Here is a 19,317-nt window from a genome sequence, read left to right as displayed (position 1 = left end):
AGCGCTCGTCATGTGTCGTTGATTCCTCGCGCAAGCGCTCGTCATGTCGCTACTGGGTCCTCAACACAAAGCCCACCCCGCGCACGGTGTGCAGCAGCCTCGGCGCACCGCCGGCCTCCAACTTGCGGCGCAGATAGCCGATGAACACGTCGACGACGTTGGTGTCAGCGGCGAAGTCGTAGCCCCACACCAATTCCAGCAGCTGCGCACGTGACAGCACCGCGGTCTTGTGTTCGGCGAGCACCGCCAGCAGATCGAATTCCCGTTTGGTCAGGTCCACGTCGACGCCGTTGACCCGCGCGCGCCTGCCCGGGATGTCGACTTCGAGCGGACCGACCTGGATGGTCTCCGACGAGAACGTGGCCGACGAGCCGCGCCGGCGCAGGAGGGCCTTGACCCGGGCGACCAACTCGGCCAACACGAACGGTTTCACGAGATAGTCGTCCGCGCCCGCCTCCAGCCCGGCGACGCGGTCGTCGACGCTGCTGCGCGCCGAAAGCACGCACACCGGAACGTCGTTGTCCATTGCGCGCAGGGCCGTCACGACGCTCACCCCGTCGAGCACCGGCATGTTGATGTCGAGCACGATGGCGTCGGGCCGGGTTTCGGTGGCGCTGCGCAGTGCTTCGGCGCCGTCGACTGCCGTCGACACGTCGAACCCAGACAGCCGCAACCCACGCTCCAACGAGGCGAGAACGTCGGGGTCGTCATCCACCACGAGCACTCGGGGGGAACCCCCACCGGCAGAACTGTCCATGCCCGCCATCTTGCCCGATGACGTACTCCGATTCGCGCAGGCACGTCTGGCCGACACCATTGAGTGCTAGCATCCGGCCCTTATGCTGCCTGTGTCGCCGCGGCTCATCGTCCAACCCGATGACGGTGTGCAACCGGTCCTGGACTTCATCTCGTCCGCGCAGAGCTCGCTGCTCATAAAACAGTTCACGTTCACCGAGCCGTCGTTGGTGGCCGCGGTGATCGACCGGCACCGGGGCGGGGTCGCGGTGCGGGTCATGTTGAACCCCCAGCGGTCTGGCGGGGACCGCGCGAATGACGAGACCTACGAACAACTCTCCGCTGCCGGGGTGAACGTCCAGTGGTCCAATCCGACGTTCTATGTGACGCACGAGAAGTCGATCGTGGTCGACGAGCAGGCCGCTCTGGTGGCCACTTTCAACCTGTGCGAGAAGTACTTCAGCCTCACCCGCGACTACGGCGTCATCACCACCGACAGCGTGCAGGTGGCACAGATCATCGAGGTGTTCGACGCGGACTGGTCGCACACGGAATGGGAACCAACGATCTATCGCGGGTTGTTGTGGAGCAACTCGAATTCGCGCTATCACATGGCGAAGTTCATCGACACCGCCGAGCATCGGCTGCGCATCCAGCATCCCAAGTACGTGGACGCCGTGATCCTCGACCACATCGCCGCGGCGGTGGGCCGTGGTGTCAACGTCCACGTGCTGTGTGGCGGCAGGCACGGCATCAGCGACTGGGACATCCTGGACACGTTCGCCTCACTGCGGACGTTGCGCCGGTTCGGGGTGAAGGTGCGTAAGCAGAAGAACCTGCGGGTGCACGCCAAACTCGTCATCGTCGACGACCACCAGGCCCTGGTGGGTTCGATGAACATCGACCGCAGCGCCTTCGACCTGCGTCGCGAGCTCGGCATCACGGTCGAGGATCCGGCGGTCGTCGGGCAACTGAGCCAGGTGTTCGACGCCGACTGGGAAACCTCGCACCATTACGAGCCGCCGGATCCGCTGGACCCCACGCAGCATCACGAGGACGACTTTCCGCACGACCCAGATCTGGTCCATGAGTGAGCAGCTCGACCCTCCGGTGCAGCAGGTCTCGCTGTTCGAGCTGGCGTGGACGTTCAACCACATCGCCTTGGCCTCGTTCGGCGGCGGGCTCTCGGCCTGGTCGCGTGAGGTGCTGGTGGTCGAGAAGGGCTGGCTCGGCGAGGCCGAGTTCCTCTCGGCGATGACGATGTGCCGCATCCTGCCCGGCGCCAACCAGGTCAACATGGCCGTGTTCGCCGGCACCAAGATGCGGGGCATGGCGGGGGCCGCTGCCGCCGTCGTCGGCCTGTGCGCCATGCCGCTGGTGATCGTGCTGGTGCTGTCGTTCGCGTACTTCCGGTTCAAGGAGGTGCCTGCGGTCAAAGGGGTGCTGCACGGCGCGTCGGCGGCCGCGGTGGCCCTGACCCTGACGATGGTGATCAAGACCGGGCAGAAATGCCTGACGGGCGTGGTGCCGGTGCTGCTGTTCGCCGGGGCGTTCGTGCTCAACGGGGTGTTGCGGTTCCCGTTGCTGGGGACGCTGGCGATCCTGGCGCCGATCAGCCTGATCTGGGCGTGGCCCCGTGGCGTGCGCGAGAAACCGGCGGCATGAACAGCCACTCGTTGGCGACCTATGTGCAGCTGATCGGGCTGTTCGGCATGCTGTCGCTGCTGTCCATCGGCGGCGGCAACGTGGTGTTGCCGGAAATGCACATGCATGCCGTCAACGGCAGGCATTGGCTCACCAACAGTCAGTTCGCCGACCTGTTCTCGATCTCCCAGACCGCACCCGGCCCGAGCATCCTGATCGTGTCGATGGTGGGCTACGGGGCGGGTTTGCAGGCCGGGGGTATTCCGGCGGCGATCATCGGCGGCGTGGTCTCGATGATCGCGATGGTGGTACCGGCCGCGACGTTCGTCTACGTCGTCACGTTGTTCTGGCAGAAGGCCGAGAAGTCCAAGCTGCGCCATGCGGTCGAGAGGGGTTTCGCGCCGTTGACGGTCGGGTTGATCTTGGCCACCTCGCTGGTGATGAGCAGGGCTGCCGACCATGACTGGCGGGCCTACAGCGTCACGGCGGTGTGCACGGCGGTTTTCATGTTCACCAAGGTCAACCCCCTTATCGTGGTCGCCGCGGCGGGGGTGATCGGCTACTTCGGTTTCATTTGAGCCACACCCGGGAAGTCGTTGACCTCATCAATTGTTGAGGTTTTACGGTGAGGCTCATGAGTATGGAATCAGTGGCGCGGCAGACGCTGTACCGGCAGGCGCATGCCCGCGGTGGCGACCTGCGCACGCTGGCGGACAAACGGCTGTTGGCGCGTATCTGGCGGTTCGCCGCACGTCACCACCGCAGGCTGGCGTGGTTCGTCGCGGTCAGCGTGGTCAGTGCGTTGCTGACGGTGACGACGCCGGTGCTGGCCGGGCGCGTGGTCGACATGATCACACGGGGCGGTCCCGCGTCGACGGTGGTCCTGTTGGCTGCGGTGATCGCGGCAGTGGCGTTGGCCGAGGCGGCCGTGTCGCTGGTGACGCGGTGGCTGTCGTCGAACATCGGCGAGGGCCTGATCTTGGATCTGCGCACGGCGGTGTTCGACCACGTGCAGCGCATGCCCGTCGCGTTCTTCACCCGGACCCACACGGGCGCCCTGGTGAGCCGGCTCGGCAACGATGTGATCGGCGCCCAGCGGGCGTTCTCCGACACGCTCTCGGGCATCGTGGCCAATGTGGTCACGCTGACCCTCACCCTGGCGGTGATGCTGAGCATCTCGTGGCAGATCACCCTGTGCTCGTTGGCGCTGCTGCCGTTGTTCGTGGTGCCGGCCCGGCGCATCGGCAGCCGCATGGCGGGGCTGTCCCGCGAGGCGGCCGCACACAACGCGACGATGAACACCCAGATGACAGAACGCTTCTCGGCCCCCGGGGCGACGCTGGTCAAGCTGTTCGGCGACCCGGACCGCGAGTCGGACGAGTTCGCGGCCCGCGCCGACCGGGTGCGCGACATCGGGGTGCGCACGGCCATGTTGCAGTCGACGTTCATGAACTCGTTGACCCTGATGTCGGCCCTGGCCCTTGCCCTGGTCTACGGGCTGGGCGGGGTGCTGGCCATCGGCGGGCACCTGCAGGCCGGCGCGGTCGTGTCGCTGGTGCTGCTGCTGACGCGGCTGTACGCGCCGCTGACCGCGCTGGCCAATGCGCGCGTCGAAATCGCCAGTGCGCTGGTATCTTTCGAGCGGGTCTTCGAGGTGCTCGACCTCGTTCCGCTGATCGCCGAGAAGCCGCATGCCGGTACCGTGCCCGACGGGCCCGTGGCCATCGAGTTTCGCGACGTCCGGTTCTCCTATCCCTCGGCCGACAAGGTGTCGCTGGCATCGCTCGAAGAGGTCGCGACGTTGGACGACCGCGGTGGTGACGAAGTGCTGCATGGCATTTCGTTCACCGCGGCGCCCGGGCAGATGGTGGCGCTGGTCGGTTCGTCAGGGGCGGGCAAGTCGACCATCGCGTCGCTGCTGGCCCGGCTCTACGACGTCGACAGCGGTTCGATCACGCTCAACGGCGTCGACGTGCGCGACGTGACCTTCGCGTCGCTCAAGGACACCGTGGGCATGGTGACCCAGGACGGGCATCTGTTCCACGAGTCGATCCGGTCCAACCTGCAATTGGCCGCCCCTGGAGCGACCGATGACCAGCTGTGGGACGCCCTGGGCCGGGCCCGACTCGACGACGTCGTCGCGGCGATGCCCGACGGGCTGGACACAGTTGTCGGTGAGCGGGGATACCGTCTGTCCGGAGGACAGCGGCAGCGGTTGACCATCGCACGCCTGCTGTTGGGGCGATCACGGGTGGTGGTGCTGGATGAGGCGACGGCATCGCTGGACACTGCCTCGGAGGCCGCCGTCCAGCACGCGCTCGCCGAGGCGCTCGAGGGCCGCACATCGCTGGTCATCGCTCACCGGTTGTCGACGGTGCGGGCAGCTGATCTCATCCTCGTCGTCGAGGACGGGCGCATCGTCGAACGCGGCACTCACGACCAGCTGCTGGCCCGCGACGGTCGCTACGCCGAGCTGTACTACACGCAGTTCGCCGATGACGCTGTAACGGCCGCATGACGTAAATCGATTGCAACAGATGGGAAAATTGGGGTCTGGTGACTGAATCCGCGACAGAAGCTCTTCGATCCGCGCCCGCGATCGCTCCGCGACGGGCGCGAGTTCGTGGTAGCTCGGATCTGTGGCGGCTGCTGCCGTATCTCCTTCCGTATCGCACGCGCTGGGTCTGGATGCTCGTGGTCGCGGTGGCCAGCCTGGGTGCCACGGTCGCGATTCCGCTGATGACCAAGGCCGTGATCGACGGTCCGGTGCGCCACCAGGATCAGCACGGCCTGTGGCTGCTGGGCGCGGCCGCGATGGGTGTCGGCATCTCCGAGGCCGTGTTGTGGTTCATCCGCCGCTGGCTGGTGGCGCGGGCCACCATGGGTGTCGAAGCCGACATCCGCAAGGATCTCTACGCGCGGCTGCAGGTGCTCCCGATGAGTTTCCACGGGCGCTGGCAATCCGGGCAGCTGTTGTCGCGCGTGATGAACGATCTGTCCACGATCCGCCGGTTCCTGTCGTTCGGGCTGGTGTTCCTGATCCTCAACGCGCTGCAGATCGTCGTGGTGACCTCGATTCTGTTGGCCATGTACTGGCCCCTCGGGGTGGTCGTGGTGGTGTCGATCGTGCCGATCGCGGCCACCGTGCTGCATTTCGAACGCGAGTACACCCGGCTGTCGCGGCTGGCCCAGGACCAGACCGGCCATGTCGCAACGCATGTCGAGGAGTCGGCGTTGGGCATGCGCGTGGTGAAGTCGTTCGGCCGGGAGGACTACACGTACGACCGGTTCGACGAGCAGGCCACCCGGCTGCACGACACACAGGTCGACCGCGTCACGGTGTCGGCGAACTTCTGGACTCTGCTCGAGGTCATCCCGAACCTGACGCTCATCGTCGTGCTCGGCCTCGGCGCGTATGCCGCAGGCCACGGCTACGTCACCATGGGCACGCTGGTCGCGTTCATCACGATGATGCTGTCGCTGGTGTGGCCCATCGCGTCGCTGGGTTTCCTGCTGTCCATGACCCAGGAATCGTTCACCGCGGCTAACCGCATCGCCGAGATCTTCGACGCGCCTCGGGACATCACCGACGGCCCGCATGACGTGGCACCGCATGGCGGCCGGCTGCAACTGCGCGACGTCGGTTTCCGATTCCCAGACAGCGACGCGTGGGTGCTGCGCCACATCGACCTGACGGTCGAACCGGGTGAGACGGTGGCGCTGGTGGGGTCGACGGGTTCGGGCAAATCGGTGCTGGCCGCGTTGTTCTCCCGGCTCTACGACGTCACCGAGGGGCAGATCCTCATCGACGGCAAGGACATCCGCGACCTGAGCCTGCCCGCGCTGCGCGCGACGGTGGCCACCGCGTTCGAGGATCCGACACTGTTCTCCATGTCGGTGGCCGAGAACCTGCGGCTGGGGCGCCCTCGCGCGACGGACGAGGAGCTCGCGCAGGCCATCGACGTCGCGGCCGCACAGTTCGTCTACGACCTGCCGTTCGGGCTGGACACCCGCATCGGCGAGCAGGGCATGAGCCTGTCCGGTGGTCAGCGGCAACGGCTTTCGCTGGCCCGCGCGATCCTGGCAGGCCCGAAGATCCTGGTCCTCGACGACACCCTGTCGGCACTCGACGTGCACACCGAGGCCGCCGTGACCGAGGCGCTGGGCCGCATCCTGCGCGACGTCACCGGCATCGTGGTCGCCCACCGGGCGTCCACCGTGCTGCTGGCCGACAAGGTCGCGCTGTTGGCACCTGGGGCGAGCGAAGCGACGGGGAAGACTGGAGCCGGGACCATCACCCACGTCGGGACCCATGCCGAACTGCTCGCCGAGGTGCCGCAGTACCGGTACCTGCTGGCCGCTGACGACGAGCCCGCAACGATCGGAGGTGGCAACCGATGACCGCGGTCGAAACCGAAAGCTGGCGTGGGCGCGTCAAGGACGACGCCGACGACGATCTGCCCATCGACGAGAGCGTGCCGCGACGCCGCGAGGCGCGGGCGCTGCTCGGCTCGCTGCTGCGGCCGTACCGGTGGACCGTTGCCGTGCTGGCGCTGGTCGTCGTGGTGGAAAATGTTGCGCGCCTGGCTGTTCCGCTGCTCGTGCAACGCGGCATCGACCACGGCATACCGCCCATCGTCGCCGGCGGCCCGGCCCACGAGCTGATGGTCATCGTCGGTGCGCTGTGCGTGGTCGTGGTGGTGCAGGCCGTCAGCCGGATGTTCTTCCTGCGCCGCTCCGGCCGCATCGGGCAGAAGGTGCTGCTGGAATTGCGCCGCCGCGTGTTCCGACATTTCCAGCGTCTCGATGTCGCCTTCCACGACCGCTACACGTCGGGCCGAGTGGTCAGCCGCTCGACCAACGACGTCGAGGCCATCCAGGACATGCTGGAGACGGGTTTCGACAGCCTGATCACCGCGGTGCTGACGCTGTTCGGCACGGCGGTGCTGCTGGTGGCGCTGGACTGGCGGCTTGGCCTGATGTGCTTGGCGGCGTTCCCGATCCTGGTGGCACTGGTGTGGTGGTTCCGCAACGAGTCGGCCAAGACCTACCGGCTGGTGCGGGAGAGCGCCGCCTTGGTGATCGTGCAGTTCGTCGAGACCATGACGGGCATCAAGGCCGTGCAGGCCTACCGGCGCGAGCCGCGTAACCAGGAGATCTTCTCCGACATCGCCGACGAGTACCGGGCGATCAACGAGAAGACGTTCAAGCTGCTGGCCGTCTTCATGCCGGGTGTCAAGCTCGTCGGCAACATCACCACGGGTGTGGTGCTGCTCTACGGCGGGTACCGCGTGCTGCACGGGCAGATGACGGTCGGCACACTCGCGGCGTTCCTGCTGTACCTGCGGATGTTCTTCGAGCCGATGCAGGAGATCTCGCAGTTCTTCAACACCTTCCAGTCGGCGTCCTCGGCGTTGGAGAAGCTGGCAGGCGTGCTGGCCGAACGCCCCGGCATCGCCGACCGACGACAGCCCGCCACGCTGTCGAACGTCAAGGGCGACATCGAGTTTCGCGACGTGACATTCGGCTACGCGCCGGGGCGTATGGTGCTGCCCGGGCTTGAGCTGCGGGTGCCTGCCGGCCAGACGGTGGCGTTGGTCGGCACCACCGGGGCGGGCAAGACCACCATCGCCAAGCTCATCGCCCGGTTCTACGATCCGACCTCGGGTGCGGTGACGCTCGATGGCGTGGACCTGCGTGACCTGTCGCAATCCGAGCTGCGCAGGCACATCGTGATGGTCACCCAGGAGAACTTCATGTTCGAGGGCACGGTGGCCGACAACATCCGGTTCGGCCGCCCCGACGCCACCGACGACGAAGTCCGGGCGGCCGCCGCGGCGGTGGGCGCCGACCGGTTCATCGACACGTTGCCCGACGGGTACGACACCGACGTCGCCAAGCGCGGCGGCCGGCTCTCGGCGGGACAACGCCAACTCGTGGCGTTCGCCCGCGCGTTCCTGGCCGACCCGGCCGTGCTGATCCTCGACGAGGCCACTTCGTCACTGGACGTCCCGAGCGAGCGAATGGTGCAGCGCGCCTTGGAGACGGTGCTCGCCGACCGCACCGCGCTGGTGATCGCCCACCGGCTGTCCACGGTGCAGATCGCCGACCGGGTGCTGGTGCTCGAACACGGCCGCATCATCGAGGATGGTCCGCCCGCCGAACTCATCGGCCGTGACGGCCATTACGCCAAGCTGCACCGCGCCTGGGTGGATTCACTGGCCTGACTGCGGCACCCGGGAGCGGCCGGTGCGCAGCCACACCACGCCGAAGAACACCACGGCGAGCGTCAGGGGGATCAGCCCGATCGCCCAGCTCAGCGGAAGCGGCGGACCCGGCTGTTTGAGCACGTCGACGGTCAGCTCGCCGGTGCCCTGGCCTTGCGGGCCGTCGATCGTGAACCGCAGCGTCCAGGTGCCCGACGCGTCCAGCGACCGCACGTCGAGGCCCCAGACGTCGCGGTTGCGCGGATGCCGGGCCAGCCGGTCGGTCTCTTCCCGCCCATCGGGCGCGATCTCGGTGAGCGTGCCCGATTTGCCGGCGATGCCGCCAACGGGTTCGAACGTGAAATCCAGTGACTGCATGGCGCGCAGCGGCCAGACGGTGAAGCCGACCGTCACCGGATACGGCCCGACCGCAACCTGCTCCGAATGCACCACGTAATCAAGGGGATCGGCGGCCGCGGTCGGCGCGGCAGCGAACCACAGGGCTGCCACCGCCCCGAGCAGCGCGGCGATTCTGCGCATCGTCATGCCGCGACCACGGCATCGTCACGCGCGGCGGGCGCGCTGTCGGCCACGCGCAGCGCCCGCCCGAGCCGCACGGTCGCGGCACCCAGGATCGCGGCGATGACAGCCGAAGCGACACAGGTGAATACGACGTTGTCGCCCGGTTGATGCCGCATGCCCGATTCGAGCCACCAGGTGATCGCCAGCGCACCCACTGCGCCGGAGCCCGCCAACAACCATGCGCTGGAACCCTTCCAGCGCAGCAGGAGTTCCACGAGGACGCTGAACACCAGAACGGCCGCGGGGATCAGCACCCGTTCGATCGGGAAGCCCAGCTCGACATAGTCGCGCAGCGCCAGGTGCTGAACATTCGCATACCAGCCGACCGCCCACTGCGCGAACGACCATGTCGCCAGGTTGACCGCCAGCGTGAGCACGCCGGTACCCAGTGCCCCGCCGCGGGGCAGCACCTGTGAGCCGAGCAGCACGCAGACGACGGGGATGGCCACCCAGGTGACGACGAACCAGTCGATGCTGCTGCCCATGTTGACATCGGCCAGGGCGGTACTGGTGATCGACGCATACGATCCGAATGCCGCCACGGCCGTCATGAAACCCCAACGCCCCCAGCGGTGTTGGCGAGCCGCGGCGAACACGATGGCGGTGCCGATCATCGTCACGCAGATCGAGGTCAGCCAGCCCTGGTGCGGTGGCGAGGCGATCGTGACGTCGAAACCGTAGAGGCCGTGCCACCATTCGTCCCACAGCCCGTACAGCAGGAACGATGCCGCCGCGATGCCGCCCACGAGATAGCCGATCGGCGCGGAGAACACACCGAGCACTTTGACGGCGCGGCCGCCGACCGTCGGATCAGGAGCCTGGCCGCCCCGCTGCGCCGAGGTGGCGCGCAGCACCATGGTCAGGCTGGTCAGCCCGGCGATCGCGCCGCCGGAGTAGACGAACAGGTGCGGCAGCGTGAAGAAACTGTCCGGTCCGACATCGTTGTGCCACCCGATGTCCCAGGTGAGCCCGCTCAGGGAGATCAGGGTTCCGGCCAGCATCACGAACGCCGCGAGCCGTCCCGCTGAATCTGTTTTGGTCATGGCGTCTCCTATCCGGTGGTGGTCACGTTGAGGACCGCGTCGTAGTGGTCTTTGCCGTCGGAAATCCGCACGGTGATCTCCCACTGCCCGGGCATGCTGAGATTCACGTCGCCGCGGTAGTGCTCGGCGCCGTCGGGCTTGGCCACGACAGGCGTTGTGGCGTGGCCCATCTGGGGCATCGCGGGTTCGAAGGTCACTGATTCCGGCGTCGGCGACTCGCCGGCGCTACCGGTGATCTCGACAACCAGAGGGTTGACCCCGACCTTGGGGGCCGTACCGGTGATACGCACCAGATACGGGCCCGCGGTGGCCTCGGCGACGAGCGGGGGCGCGGGTTTGGGCCACAACAGCCACATTCCGGCGGCCACCGCGACCGCGGCGATCACGGCGACGATGATCAGTCGTTGACGGCTCATGCTGCGGGGACCTCGACTTCGGTCGGTGCGGTGAGGATGGCGTAATTCCGTTCGCTCTGCACCCAGAGCTTGTATCGACCCGGCAGGGCGAAGGTGTAGGTGAAGTCGATCTCGGGTCCGTAGCGGGCCACGGATTCGTCGGGCTGGCCGCCGGTTGCGCCGGGGGCAGGCGGCACCATCGCGTGGGCATGAGCCCAAACCGGTGCTGTCAGTGCGAGTTTGCCGATATCGGGGCTGCCGGTGTCCAGCGGCCCGACCACCATCATGTGGCCCGTCATGCCGAGCCATGGCTGCAGGTCAGAGGTGTCGCCAAACCGCGCCCGGATGGTGCTCGGGGTGCCGGCGGGGGATACGGTGGTCGTGATCGTGGCCGGTGATGGACCGGGGGCGTCGGGCGCCGAGGCCCGGTCACGGCCGGCGACCGAGCCGCGCAGCAGCTGGACGCCACCGCCACGGCGGGCGATCTCGGCGGCGAGCGCGTAGGTTCCGTGTTCGGCCGGGTCGAACTGCACCTCGTAGCGACCGGGGGCCACCCGCACCGGATGCAGATGCGACATCGCTCCCGACGGCGAGACGGCGATGAGGTGGATCAGCGCACCATGGTGGATGAGCAGGTCGTCGACGGGGCGGCCGGTTGCCGAATCGATGAGGTTCAGCTGAAGCGACTGGCCTTGCACGTCCAGCGCCAGGTTGGCCGGTGGCCGCGAATAGTCCACGGGGGTCAGGGAATTCGCCGCCACCCTGGCGTAGGGGTCGCGGATGTTCTCCACGGTGGGGTCCAGGTCACGGCCGGGCTGCGGTGGGGGTGGGAACGATGTCGACAGCACGGCACCCGTGACGCCGACGGTCAACGCGACCACCATCGCGGTCGCCGGGATCAGTGTGACCGCGCCACGCCGCGACCGAAGTGCCACGCCGAGCGAGACGATCAGCAGAACCCCTGCGGCGAAGAATCCGTAGTCGCTGGCCTTCTTCCACGGCGGGGTGAGCTGCACCGGGACCAAGAACGGTATGCGGGCCACGGTATGCCCGTCGTCGACGAGAAGTTCCCACGGTCCGGGCCGGTCGACGTCGAGCGTCGCGGTGTAGATGCCCGGCGCGCCGAGCTGCACGCGACCCGAGCTGCCTGCGGCCCCCGCTGTGGTCGCTGTGAGTTGCAGGCTCCCGGGTGCGTCACCGGCGTGGGTGACCACGTCCACCTGCAGCGGGCCGAGCACCGGGCCGACCCGCCGGATCACCACCGTCAGCTCACGTCCGCCCAGCGACTGCGCGATGTGCACGTCGGCGTCCGACCCACCTCCGTCGGCGCGCACAGTCGGGGACCCCAGCAGCAGCGTCATCACCATCAGCATGCCGACCGGGAGCGCGCGTGTCAGTAGGGTTTTCCCCCAACAGGGTGCGACGTTCACCTAGCCAGTATTAGCAGGTCCCCCGCGAGCAGACGTGGCGGTCCGCGACACGCCGCGTTTGGCGCACCGCAATGTCTGCTCGCGCAAGGGAATTCAGCGCACGGTGGCGAAGAACGTCTTCACGTCCTCGACGAACAACTCCGGTTGTTCGAACGCCGCGAAGTGTCCGCCGCGCGGCATCGTCGTGTAATGGGTGACGTTGTAGCCGGTTTCGCACCAGGCACGGGGAGCCCGCAGGATCTCCAACGGGAAGGACGCGATGCCGGTCGGCACGCTCACGTATCCGCCGCCACCCCAGGTGTCGTGGCTCTCCCAATACAGCCGGGCCGACGACGCTGCCGACGCGGTGAGCCAGTAGAGCATCACGTTGTCGAGCATCTCGTCTTTGGACACGACGTTCTCGGGGTTTCCGTCGCAGTCCATCCACGACCAGAATTTCTCGACGATCCACGTCAGCTGGCCGACGGGGGAGTCCGTCAGGCCGTAGCCGAGGGTTTGCGGCCGGGTGGACTGCTGCTTCATGTAGCCCGAGTCCCATTTGCGGTAGTACTCGATGCGGGCGAGCGCCTTCTGCAGATCCTCGGTCATCTCACCGACGCCGTCGGCGGGCGGCTGCGCGATAGGCATGTTGACGTGGATGGCGATGCAGTGGCTGAGGTCGCCGCCGGAGCCGTTCCGGTGCCCCGCGTTGCGGCCGATCTGGGTCGTCACCGCGGCGCCCCAGTCGCCGCCCTGCGCGCCGTAGCGGTCATAGCCCAGGCGCAGCATCAGCTCGTCCCACGCTTCGGCGATCTTGCCGACGCCCCAGCCCGTCGTCGTCGGTTTGCCGGAAAAGCCGTAGCCCGGCAGCGACGGGCACACCACATGGAACCCGGCTTCGGTCAGCGGCTCGATCACCTTGTGGAACTCCACGATCGAGCCGGGCCAGCCGTGCGTGATCAGCAGCGGGAACGCATCCTGGTGTGACGAGCGCTGATGGATGAAATGGACGTCAAGACCGTCGATTTCGGTGGTGAAGTGGTCGAAGCGGTTGAGGGCGGCTTCTCGGGAGCGCCAGTCGTAGGAGTTTGCCCAGTAGTCGGCGAGTTCGCGCGTGTAACTCAGGGGCATCCCCTGGCTCCAGTCGTCCACGCATTCGGCCTCGGGCCATCGGGTCCGCGCCAGCCGGTTCTTGAGGTCGGCGAGATCGGTATCGGAGACGTCGATGCGGAACGGTGTGATGGCAGCCATATGAGCCATCCTGTCTCATCACCTCAGCGGTAGACCAGACCGCTGAGTCGCCACGCCAGTTGGTGGCGCACGACGGGAAGCCGCGATGCCAACGCCATCAGCACATTTCGCACGGGACGCAGCAGCGGTGGCAGCGTCGCGACCCGGGTGAGCTGCCCGGTGAGTGCCAGCACCTGCCGGGCGATCGGCCGGCGCGCCGCGCTGTAATCGTCGAGCACGCGCTCGGGCGCGCCGCTGAGTACGGCGGCCAGGGCTTCGGCGAGTGCCACGGCATCCTGGATGCCCAGGTTCATGCCCTGCCCGCCGGCCGGGCTGTGCACGTGCGCGGCGTCGCCGGCGAGCAGCAGCCGGCCGGCGCGATAGGTGTCGGCGACACGGTGCTGGATCCGGAATCGCGAACCCCAGATCACCTCGGTGACAACGGTTTTCCCTGGCCCGAACCCGCGTTGGTCGAGCAGGCGCTGAACGTAGGGCACGGACGGGCACTCCGGTGCGTCGGCGGTGGGAGCGACGATGCGGAACACGCCGTCGGGCAGCGGCGCGACGACGGTGAGGCCCGTCTTCGCGTAGAAGAGGATCACGCCTTCGTCGTCGGGCGGTGTTGCCAGCCGGACATCAGCCAGGGCGAACGACTCCGGGTATTCGCCGCCGCTGAACCCGATCCCGGCTTGTTCGCGCACCCGGCTGTGGATGCCGTCCGCGCCGACGACGTAGCGCGCCCGCATCGCGGTGCCGTCGGCGAAGGTCGCGGTGACGCCATCGGCGTCCTGGTCCAGTCGCTGCAGGGCGAGCGGCCGGATCACCGTGCCGCCGAGTTCGGTGAGCCGCTGCAGCAGGATCCGCTCGGTGTCGGCCTGGGACAGCATGAGCGTGAACGGGTAGGCGGTCGGCAGCGTGCTGAAGTCGACGGGAATCAGCACGCGCTCGCCGTCGCGCATCGTGAAATGGGGCGTGATCAGCCCTTCGGCGATCATGCGGCGGGATACCTCGAGATTCTCCAGCACCTCAAGGGTGCGGGCGGCCACGGCGGCCGCGCGCGAGGTGTTGGCGCCTTCGGCGAGTTTGTCGACGACGGTCACGTCCACCCCGCGCCGGCGCAGGTCGGCGGCGAGTGTGAGGCCGGTCGGGCCGGCTCCGATCACCAGGACGTCGGTGGATTTCATGGTGAGCTCCTCTGCCTGTCGCATAAGTCAACGGTTGTTGACATGACCATGATGAACCCGGTTCCACGCCGATGTCAACGCCTGTTGACTTATGCTGTCGGCCATGAAGCGTTCAGCCGATCGGACCAGGGAGGCGATCCTCGCCGCGGCCCGCGAGCAATTCGCCGCGACGGGCTACCAGGGCACCACCATCAGGGCCGTGGCAGCGGCCGCCGGTATCGACCCCGCCTTGGTGATCCGCTACTTCGGCAACAAGGAGAAACTGTTCGCGACCGCATCGGAATTCGACCTGCGGTTCCCCGATCTCACGGCGGTCGACCCGGCCATGGTGGGGCGCCACGTCGTCACGCACTTCCTCAACCGCTGGGAGGGCGACGAGGCGCTCACGGTCCTGCTGCGCTCGGCCACCACCAATGCCGAAGCGGCCCAACGCATGCGGGAGATCTTCGGGGCTCAGTTGGTGCCTGCAGTGGAGAAGTTGGTGCCGGCGGGTGAGGCCGAGCGCCGCGCCGGTCTGATCGGCGCCCAGATGATGGGGCTGGCTCTGTGCCGGTTCGTGCTCGCGGTGCCGCCGGTGGCGAACATGACGCGCGAGGAGATCATCGCGTCGATAGGCCCGACGATTCAGCGTTACCTGTCAGGGGATCTGACGTAGCCTGCGGGCCTTGGACACCGCCTCGTGCCGGGTCCGCGCCCCGAGTTTGGCTGTGGCACTGCGCAGATAGCTCTTCACGGTCTCGGGCTTCAGGGAAAGGCGCTGTGCAGCTTCGGCGTTGGTGCAACCCAAGGCGACTTGCGCCAGCACGTCCACTTCCCGCGCGGTCAGCGGCGCGCTCGCAGGCGCGTCGCCGCGCAGCGCACCCGCCAGGCGGTCGGCGAGATCGCGCAGCGGAGTCGCCAACGCCGGGGTGTCTGCGGCCAGCCTGCGCAGATCGGCGTACACCGAACGGATCTGCTCGGTGTCGGCGGGCTGGCCGTCGAAGTTGGCCAGCTGTGCCTCGCGCAGCCGCATCCGGCGGTCCACCTCGTCGCGCACGCGCAACTCGTCGGCGAGCCGGCGTGCCGAAGTCAGCATGGCGGCCGCGGTGCGGTCGCCGATCGGGGCACTGCTGCGGTGCGCGCCGTACAGCACCGCCCGCGCCGTCCCGTCCACCACCACCGGAACCGCCAGGATCGACCGGATGCCCTCGGTCAGCACCGGCTCGTCGTAGTCGTGGGTGATGGTCGCCGAGCGCCGGTAGTCGGGCACCGCGATGGGCCGCCTGGCCACCATCGTGGCCCCGCCAAGCCCCGCACTCGGGCGGACCGCCAGCCCGCGCATGGCCCCCGTGCGGGTGCCGATGAATTCGCTGAGCAGCAGGGCGTCACCGTGCACCTCCCCGCCGAACGCCAGCGGCAGGCCCGTGTCGGTGGCCATGCGGCGCAGTTCGGCACGCACAGCATCGGCGTCACGCGGCCGCAGCAGCGAGGAGCGCATGGCGGATACCCACTTTCGGGGGTAGCGGACGGACAACTGTGACGTAGAGCATAACTGTCATGAACGAGCCAGCGACGAACTCGGACCTTTACCGCACTGCCCGTGACCAGCTTGTCGCGGCGATCGCCGACTACGACAAGGCCGTCGCGACCTTCGCCTGGCCGCAGATCACGGGCAGTTTCAACTGGGCCACCGATTGGTTCGACGTGATCGCACGGGGCAACGAGCGGACTGCGTTGTGGATCGTCGAGGAGGACGGCAGCGAGCAGCGGATCAGCTTTGCCGAGATGGCCGACCGCTCCGACCGGGTTGCCACCTGGCTGCACGGCCTGGGCGTCGGCAAGGGTGACCGGGTCATCGTGATGCTCGGCAACCAGGCCGAACTGTGGGAATCCATGCTCGCCATCGCCAAGCTCGGTGCGGTCGTCATGCCGACCACCGGCGCATTGGGCCCGGCCGATCTAGCCGACCGCATCACGCGGGGCGGGGCACGCTTCGTCATCGCCAACGCCGTCGACGCGGACAAGTTCACCGGCGTCGACGGTGACTACGTGCGCATCGCGGTGGGTGCGCCAGTCACGGGCTGGCACGCCTACGCCGATGCCGCCGAGACCGAGCCGATCCGCTGGGCGGGCACGACGAAAGTCGAGGACCCGTTGCTGATCTACTTCACCTCGGGCACCACCAGCAAGCCCAAACTGGTTGAGCATTCCCAGGTTTCGTACCCGGTCGGCCATCTGACGACCATGGCGTGGATCGGCGTGCGCCCCGGGGACGTCCACCTGGCGATCAGCTCACCGGGCTGGGCCAAACATGCCTGGAGTTGCTTCTTCGCACCGTGGATCGCCGAGGCCACCATCTTCGTGTACAACTACCGCCGGTTCGACGCCGCCGCGCTGCTGCACCAGATCCGCCGGGCCGGGGTCAACACGTTCTGTGCCCCGCCGACCGTGTGGCGCATGTTGATCCAGGCCGACCTCGGCGCCAAACCCGAAGGGCTGCGCGAGATCCTGGGTGCGGGTGAACCGCTCAACCCCGACGTCATCGCACGCGTCGAGAGCGCGTGGGGCCTGACCATCCGGGACGGATTCGGCCAGACCGAGACGACGTTGCAGGTCGGCAACACCCCAGGGCAGCCGGTCAAGCCCGGTTCCATGGGCCGGCCGATGCCTGGGGTCCCGGTGGTGCTGGTGGATCCCATCAGCGGCGAACTCGCCGACGAGGGTGAGCTGTGCCTGGACCTGCGTGCCCACCCGGTCAACCTCATGACCGGGTATCTCGATGACCCGCAACGTAATGCGGCGGTGATGGCCGGTGGCTACTACCACACCGGCGACGTCGCGGCGCGCGACGCCGACGGCTACATCACCTACATCGGTCGCACCGACGACGTGTTCAAATCCAGCGACTACAAGGTGTCGCCGTTCGAGCTGGAGAGCGTGCTCATCGAGCATCCGGCGGTGGTGGAGGCCGCGGTGGTGCCGCAGCCCGACGAGACCCGGCTGGCGGTGCCCAAGGCCTACGTCGCGCTCGCCGAAGGCTGGGATGCCAACGCCGACACCGCAAAAGCCGTGATGTCCTACGCCCGCGACCATCTCGCGCCGTACTTGAAAGTGCGACGAGTGGAGTTTTTCGAACTGCCCAAGACCATCTCCGGCAAGATTCGCCGGGTCGAGCTGCGCAGGCGTGAGGACGAGGCGTACCAATCGGGGACGCCGATCGACAGTGAGTACCGCTACGAGGATCTGGTGGATTGATGCAGAGTTATGACGCGGGGCCGACCGACACTCCCATCCTGGAGGAGACCGTCGGCGCGAACTTCGAGCGGATCGCGGCGACGTATCCGGGCATCGAGGCGCTGGTCGACGTGGCCCAGGGACTGCGTTACACCTACGCCGAGCTGAACGACGAGATCGACGTGGTCGCACGGGGTCTGATCGGGATGGGCATCGGCAAGGGCGATCGTGTCGGCATCTGGTCGCCGAATTGCGCGCAGTGGACCATCGTGCAGTACGCCGCCGCGAAGATCGGTGCGATCCTGGTCAACATCAACCCGGCCTACCGCACCCATGAGCTGGCCTACGTGCTCAACCAGTCCCAGGCGCGGCTTTTGGTCTCGGCGACGGCGTTCAAGACCTCGGACTACGTGGCGATGGTCGATGAGGTGCGGCCGCAGGCCCCGGAGTTGACGGACGTGGTGTTCCTGGGTACCGGCGACTGGGATCGGCTGCGCGACAGCGCGGTAGCGCCCGAAGTGCTCACCGCGCGACAGGCCGAGCTGTCCAACACCGACCCGATCAACATCCAGTACACCTCGGGCACAACGGGTTTCCCCAAAGGGGCGACGCTGAGTCACCGCAACATCCTCAACAACGGGTTCTTCGTCACCGAGGGCATCAAGCTCACGCCCGGCGAGCGGTTGTGCATCCCGGTGCCGTTCTATCACTGCTTCGGCATGGTGATGGGTAATCTCGGCTGCACGACCCACGGCGTCACCATGGTGATCCCGGCCCCGGGGTTCGACCCGGCCGCCACGCTCGATGCCATCGAAACCGAAAGGTGCACGGGCGTTTACGGGGTTCCGACGATGTTCATCGCCATGCAGAACCATCCGACATTCGCCGGCCGCGACCTGTCGTCGCTGCGCACCGGGATCATGGCAGGCTCGGTGTGCCCGGTCGAGGTGATGAAGCGGTGTGTCAACGACATGCACATGTCGGAGGTCGCGATCTGCTACGGCATGACCGAGACGTCACCGGTGTCCTGCCAGACGCTCATCGACGACGATCTGGAGCGGCGGACCTCCTCGATCGGCCGTGTGCACCCGCACCTGGAGGTCAGGATCGTCGACCCCGACACCGGCGCGCTCGTCGAACGCGGTGCGCCGGGCGAACTGTGCACCCGCGGCTACTCGGTGATGCTGGGCTATTGGAACGAACCCGAGAAAACCGCCCAGGCCATCGACGCCGACGGCTGGATGCACACCGGCGACCTGGCGGTGATGCGGGAGGACGGCTACTGCAACGTGGTCGGCCGCATCAAGGACATGGTGATCCGCGGCGGTGAGAACGTCTACCCCCGCGAGATCGAGGAATTTCTCTACACCCATCCCGACATCGAGGATGCCCAGGTGATCGGCGTTCCCGACGAGCGCTACGGCGAGGAGATCTGCGCGTGGATCCGGTTGAAACCCGGCCGGGCCCCATTGGATGCCGCTGCCATCCGGGCGTACGCCTCGGGCAAGCTGGCGCACTACAAGATCCCCCGCTACGTGCTGCTGGTCGAGGAGTTCCCGATGACCGTGACCGGTAAGGTCCGCAAGGTCGACATGCGCACCGAGAGCGTCCGCATCCTCGGGTTGGATTAGCCGGCCCCCTGGCACCGCGAGCGTGCGTGTCTGTCCCCCGACACG

Annotated in this window: 17 protein-coding genes; 9 read left to right on the top strand and 8 right to left on the bottom strand. The window is 67.5% G+C overall.

The features are described from left to right. Positions 1-49 precede the first annotated feature (49 nt). The gene (prrA, locus tag RMCB_RS03205) at positions 50-766 is read right to left on the bottom strand and encodes a two-component system response regulator PrrA (protein WP_170064294.1); all 717 of its coding nucleotides are present in this window, start codon (positions 764-766) and stop codon (positions 50-52) included. Between the two features lie 73 nt (positions 767-839). Here prrA and RMCB_RS03200 point away from each other — a divergent pair, with 73 nt between their 5' ends. From RMCB_RS03200 to RMCB_RS03175, 6 genes are read left to right on the top strand one after another with little or no spacing between them, the layout of a single operon-like run. Further along, positions 840-1,829 carry a phospholipase D-like domain-containing protein gene (locus RMCB_RS03200; RefSeq protein WP_062827594.1) on the top strand — a complete coding sequence of 330 codons (990 nt, stop codon included), beginning with the start codon at positions 840-842 and terminating at the stop codon, positions 1,827-1,829. Beyond that, a complete protein-coding gene (locus tag RMCB_RS03195; RefSeq protein ID WP_062827593.1) occupies positions 1,822-2,400 on the top strand; it encodes a chromate transporter in 579 nt (192 codons plus the stop codon). Before RMCB_RS03200 ends, RMCB_RS03195 begins: the two co-directional genes overlap by 8 nt. Then, on the top strand, positions 2,397-2,957 hold the full coding sequence (locus RMCB_RS03190) for a chromate transporter (RefSeq protein WP_062827592.1): 561 nt from the start codon (positions 2,397-2,399) through the stop codon (positions 2,955-2,957). Before RMCB_RS03195 ends, RMCB_RS03190 begins: the two co-directional genes overlap by 4 nt. Positions 2,958-3,013: 56 nt before the next feature. After that, the gene (locus tag RMCB_RS03185) at positions 3,014-4,897 is read left to right on the top strand and encodes an ABC transporter ATP-binding protein (RefSeq protein ID WP_062827591.1); all 1,884 of its coding nucleotides are present in this window, start codon (positions 3,014-3,016) and stop codon (positions 4,895-4,897) included. Positions 4,898-4,935: 38 nt separating this feature from the next. Continuing rightward, the gene (locus tag RMCB_RS03180) at positions 4,936-6,780 is read left to right on the top strand and encodes an ABC transporter ATP-binding protein (RefSeq protein ID WP_062827590.1); all 1,845 of its coding nucleotides are present in this window, start codon (positions 4,936-4,938) and stop codon (positions 6,778-6,780) included. Then, entirely contained in the window at positions 6,777-8,606 is a 1,830-nt protein-coding gene (locus tag RMCB_RS03175) for an ABC transporter ATP-binding protein (RefSeq protein ID WP_062827589.1), read from the top strand. Before RMCB_RS03180 ends, RMCB_RS03175 begins: the two co-directional genes overlap by 4 nt. Here RMCB_RS03175 and RMCB_RS03170 read toward each other — a convergent pair. From RMCB_RS03170 to RMCB_RS03145, 6 genes are all read right to left on the bottom strand, one after another. Beyond that, entirely contained in the window at positions 8,595-9,131 is a 537-nt protein-coding gene (locus RMCB_RS03170; RefSeq protein ID WP_201028222.1) for a hypothetical protein, read from the bottom strand. The genes RMCB_RS03175 and RMCB_RS03170 overlap by 12 nt on opposite strands. Beyond that, entirely contained in the window at positions 9,128-10,210 is a 1,083-nt protein-coding gene (locus tag RMCB_RS03165; RefSeq protein WP_062827587.1) for a hypothetical protein, read from the bottom strand. Before RMCB_RS03165 ends, RMCB_RS03170 begins: the two co-directional genes overlap by 4 nt. Before the next feature lie 8 nt (positions 10,211-10,218). Next, entirely contained in the window at positions 10,219-10,626 is a 408-nt protein-coding gene (locus RMCB_RS03160; RefSeq protein ID WP_062827586.1) for a FixH family protein, read from the bottom strand. After that, on the bottom strand, positions 10,623-11,978 hold the full coding sequence (locus RMCB_RS03155) for a DUF8832 domain-containing protein (RefSeq protein WP_062827585.1): 1,356 nt from the start codon (positions 11,976-11,978) through the stop codon (positions 10,623-10,625). Before RMCB_RS03155 ends, RMCB_RS03160 begins: the two co-directional genes overlap by 4 nt. 150 nt (positions 11,979-12,128) lie before the next feature. Then, positions 12,129-13,265: an epoxide hydrolase family protein gene (locus tag RMCB_RS03150; protein WP_062827584.1), complete on the bottom strand. Its 1,137-nt coding sequence runs from the start codon at positions 13,263-13,265 to the stop codon at positions 12,129-12,131. Between the two features lie 23 nt (positions 13,266-13,288). Continuing rightward, entirely contained in the window at positions 13,289-14,452 is a 1,164-nt protein-coding gene (locus RMCB_RS03145) for an FAD-dependent oxidoreductase (RefSeq protein WP_407662101.1), read from the bottom strand. 79 nt (positions 14,453-14,531) lie between these two features. Between RMCB_RS03145 and RMCB_RS03140 the strand changes: the two genes are divergently transcribed. Continuing rightward, positions 14,532-15,083 carry a TetR/AcrR family transcriptional regulator gene (locus RMCB_RS03140; RefSeq protein ID WP_062827733.1) on the top strand — a complete coding sequence of 184 codons (552 nt, stop codon included), beginning with the start codon at positions 14,532-14,534 and terminating at the stop codon, positions 15,081-15,083. Here the strand turns inward: RMCB_RS03140 and RMCB_RS03135 are convergent. Then, positions 15,066-15,905 carry a helix-turn-helix transcriptional regulator gene (locus RMCB_RS03135; RefSeq protein ID WP_062827583.1) on the bottom strand — a complete coding sequence of 280 codons (840 nt, stop codon included), beginning with the start codon at positions 15,903-15,905 and terminating at the stop codon, positions 15,066-15,068. The genes RMCB_RS03140 and RMCB_RS03135 overlap by 18 nt on opposite strands. A 59-nt stretch (positions 15,906-15,964) precedes the next feature. Here RMCB_RS03135 and RMCB_RS03130 point away from each other — a divergent pair, with 59 nt between their 5' ends. Then, entirely contained in the window at positions 15,965-17,662 is a 1,698-nt protein-coding gene (locus tag RMCB_RS03130) for an AMP-binding protein (protein WP_062827582.1), read from the top strand. Continuing rightward, a complete protein-coding gene (locus tag RMCB_RS03125) occupies positions 17,662-19,272 on the top strand; it encodes an AMP-binding protein (RefSeq protein WP_062827581.1) in 1,611 nt (536 codons plus the stop codon). Before RMCB_RS03130 ends, RMCB_RS03125 begins: the two co-directional genes overlap by 1 nt. Positions 19,273-19,317 lie beyond the last annotated feature (45 nt).

The sequence above is a fragment of the Mycolicibacterium brisbanense genome, from assembly GCF_001570425.1.
GTDB lineage: Bacteria > Actinomycetota > Actinomycetes > Mycobacteriales > Mycobacteriaceae > Mycobacterium > Mycobacterium brisbanense.
Note: the sequence above shows the minus strand (reverse complement) of the source record. Positions and strands in the feature narration are given on the sequence as shown.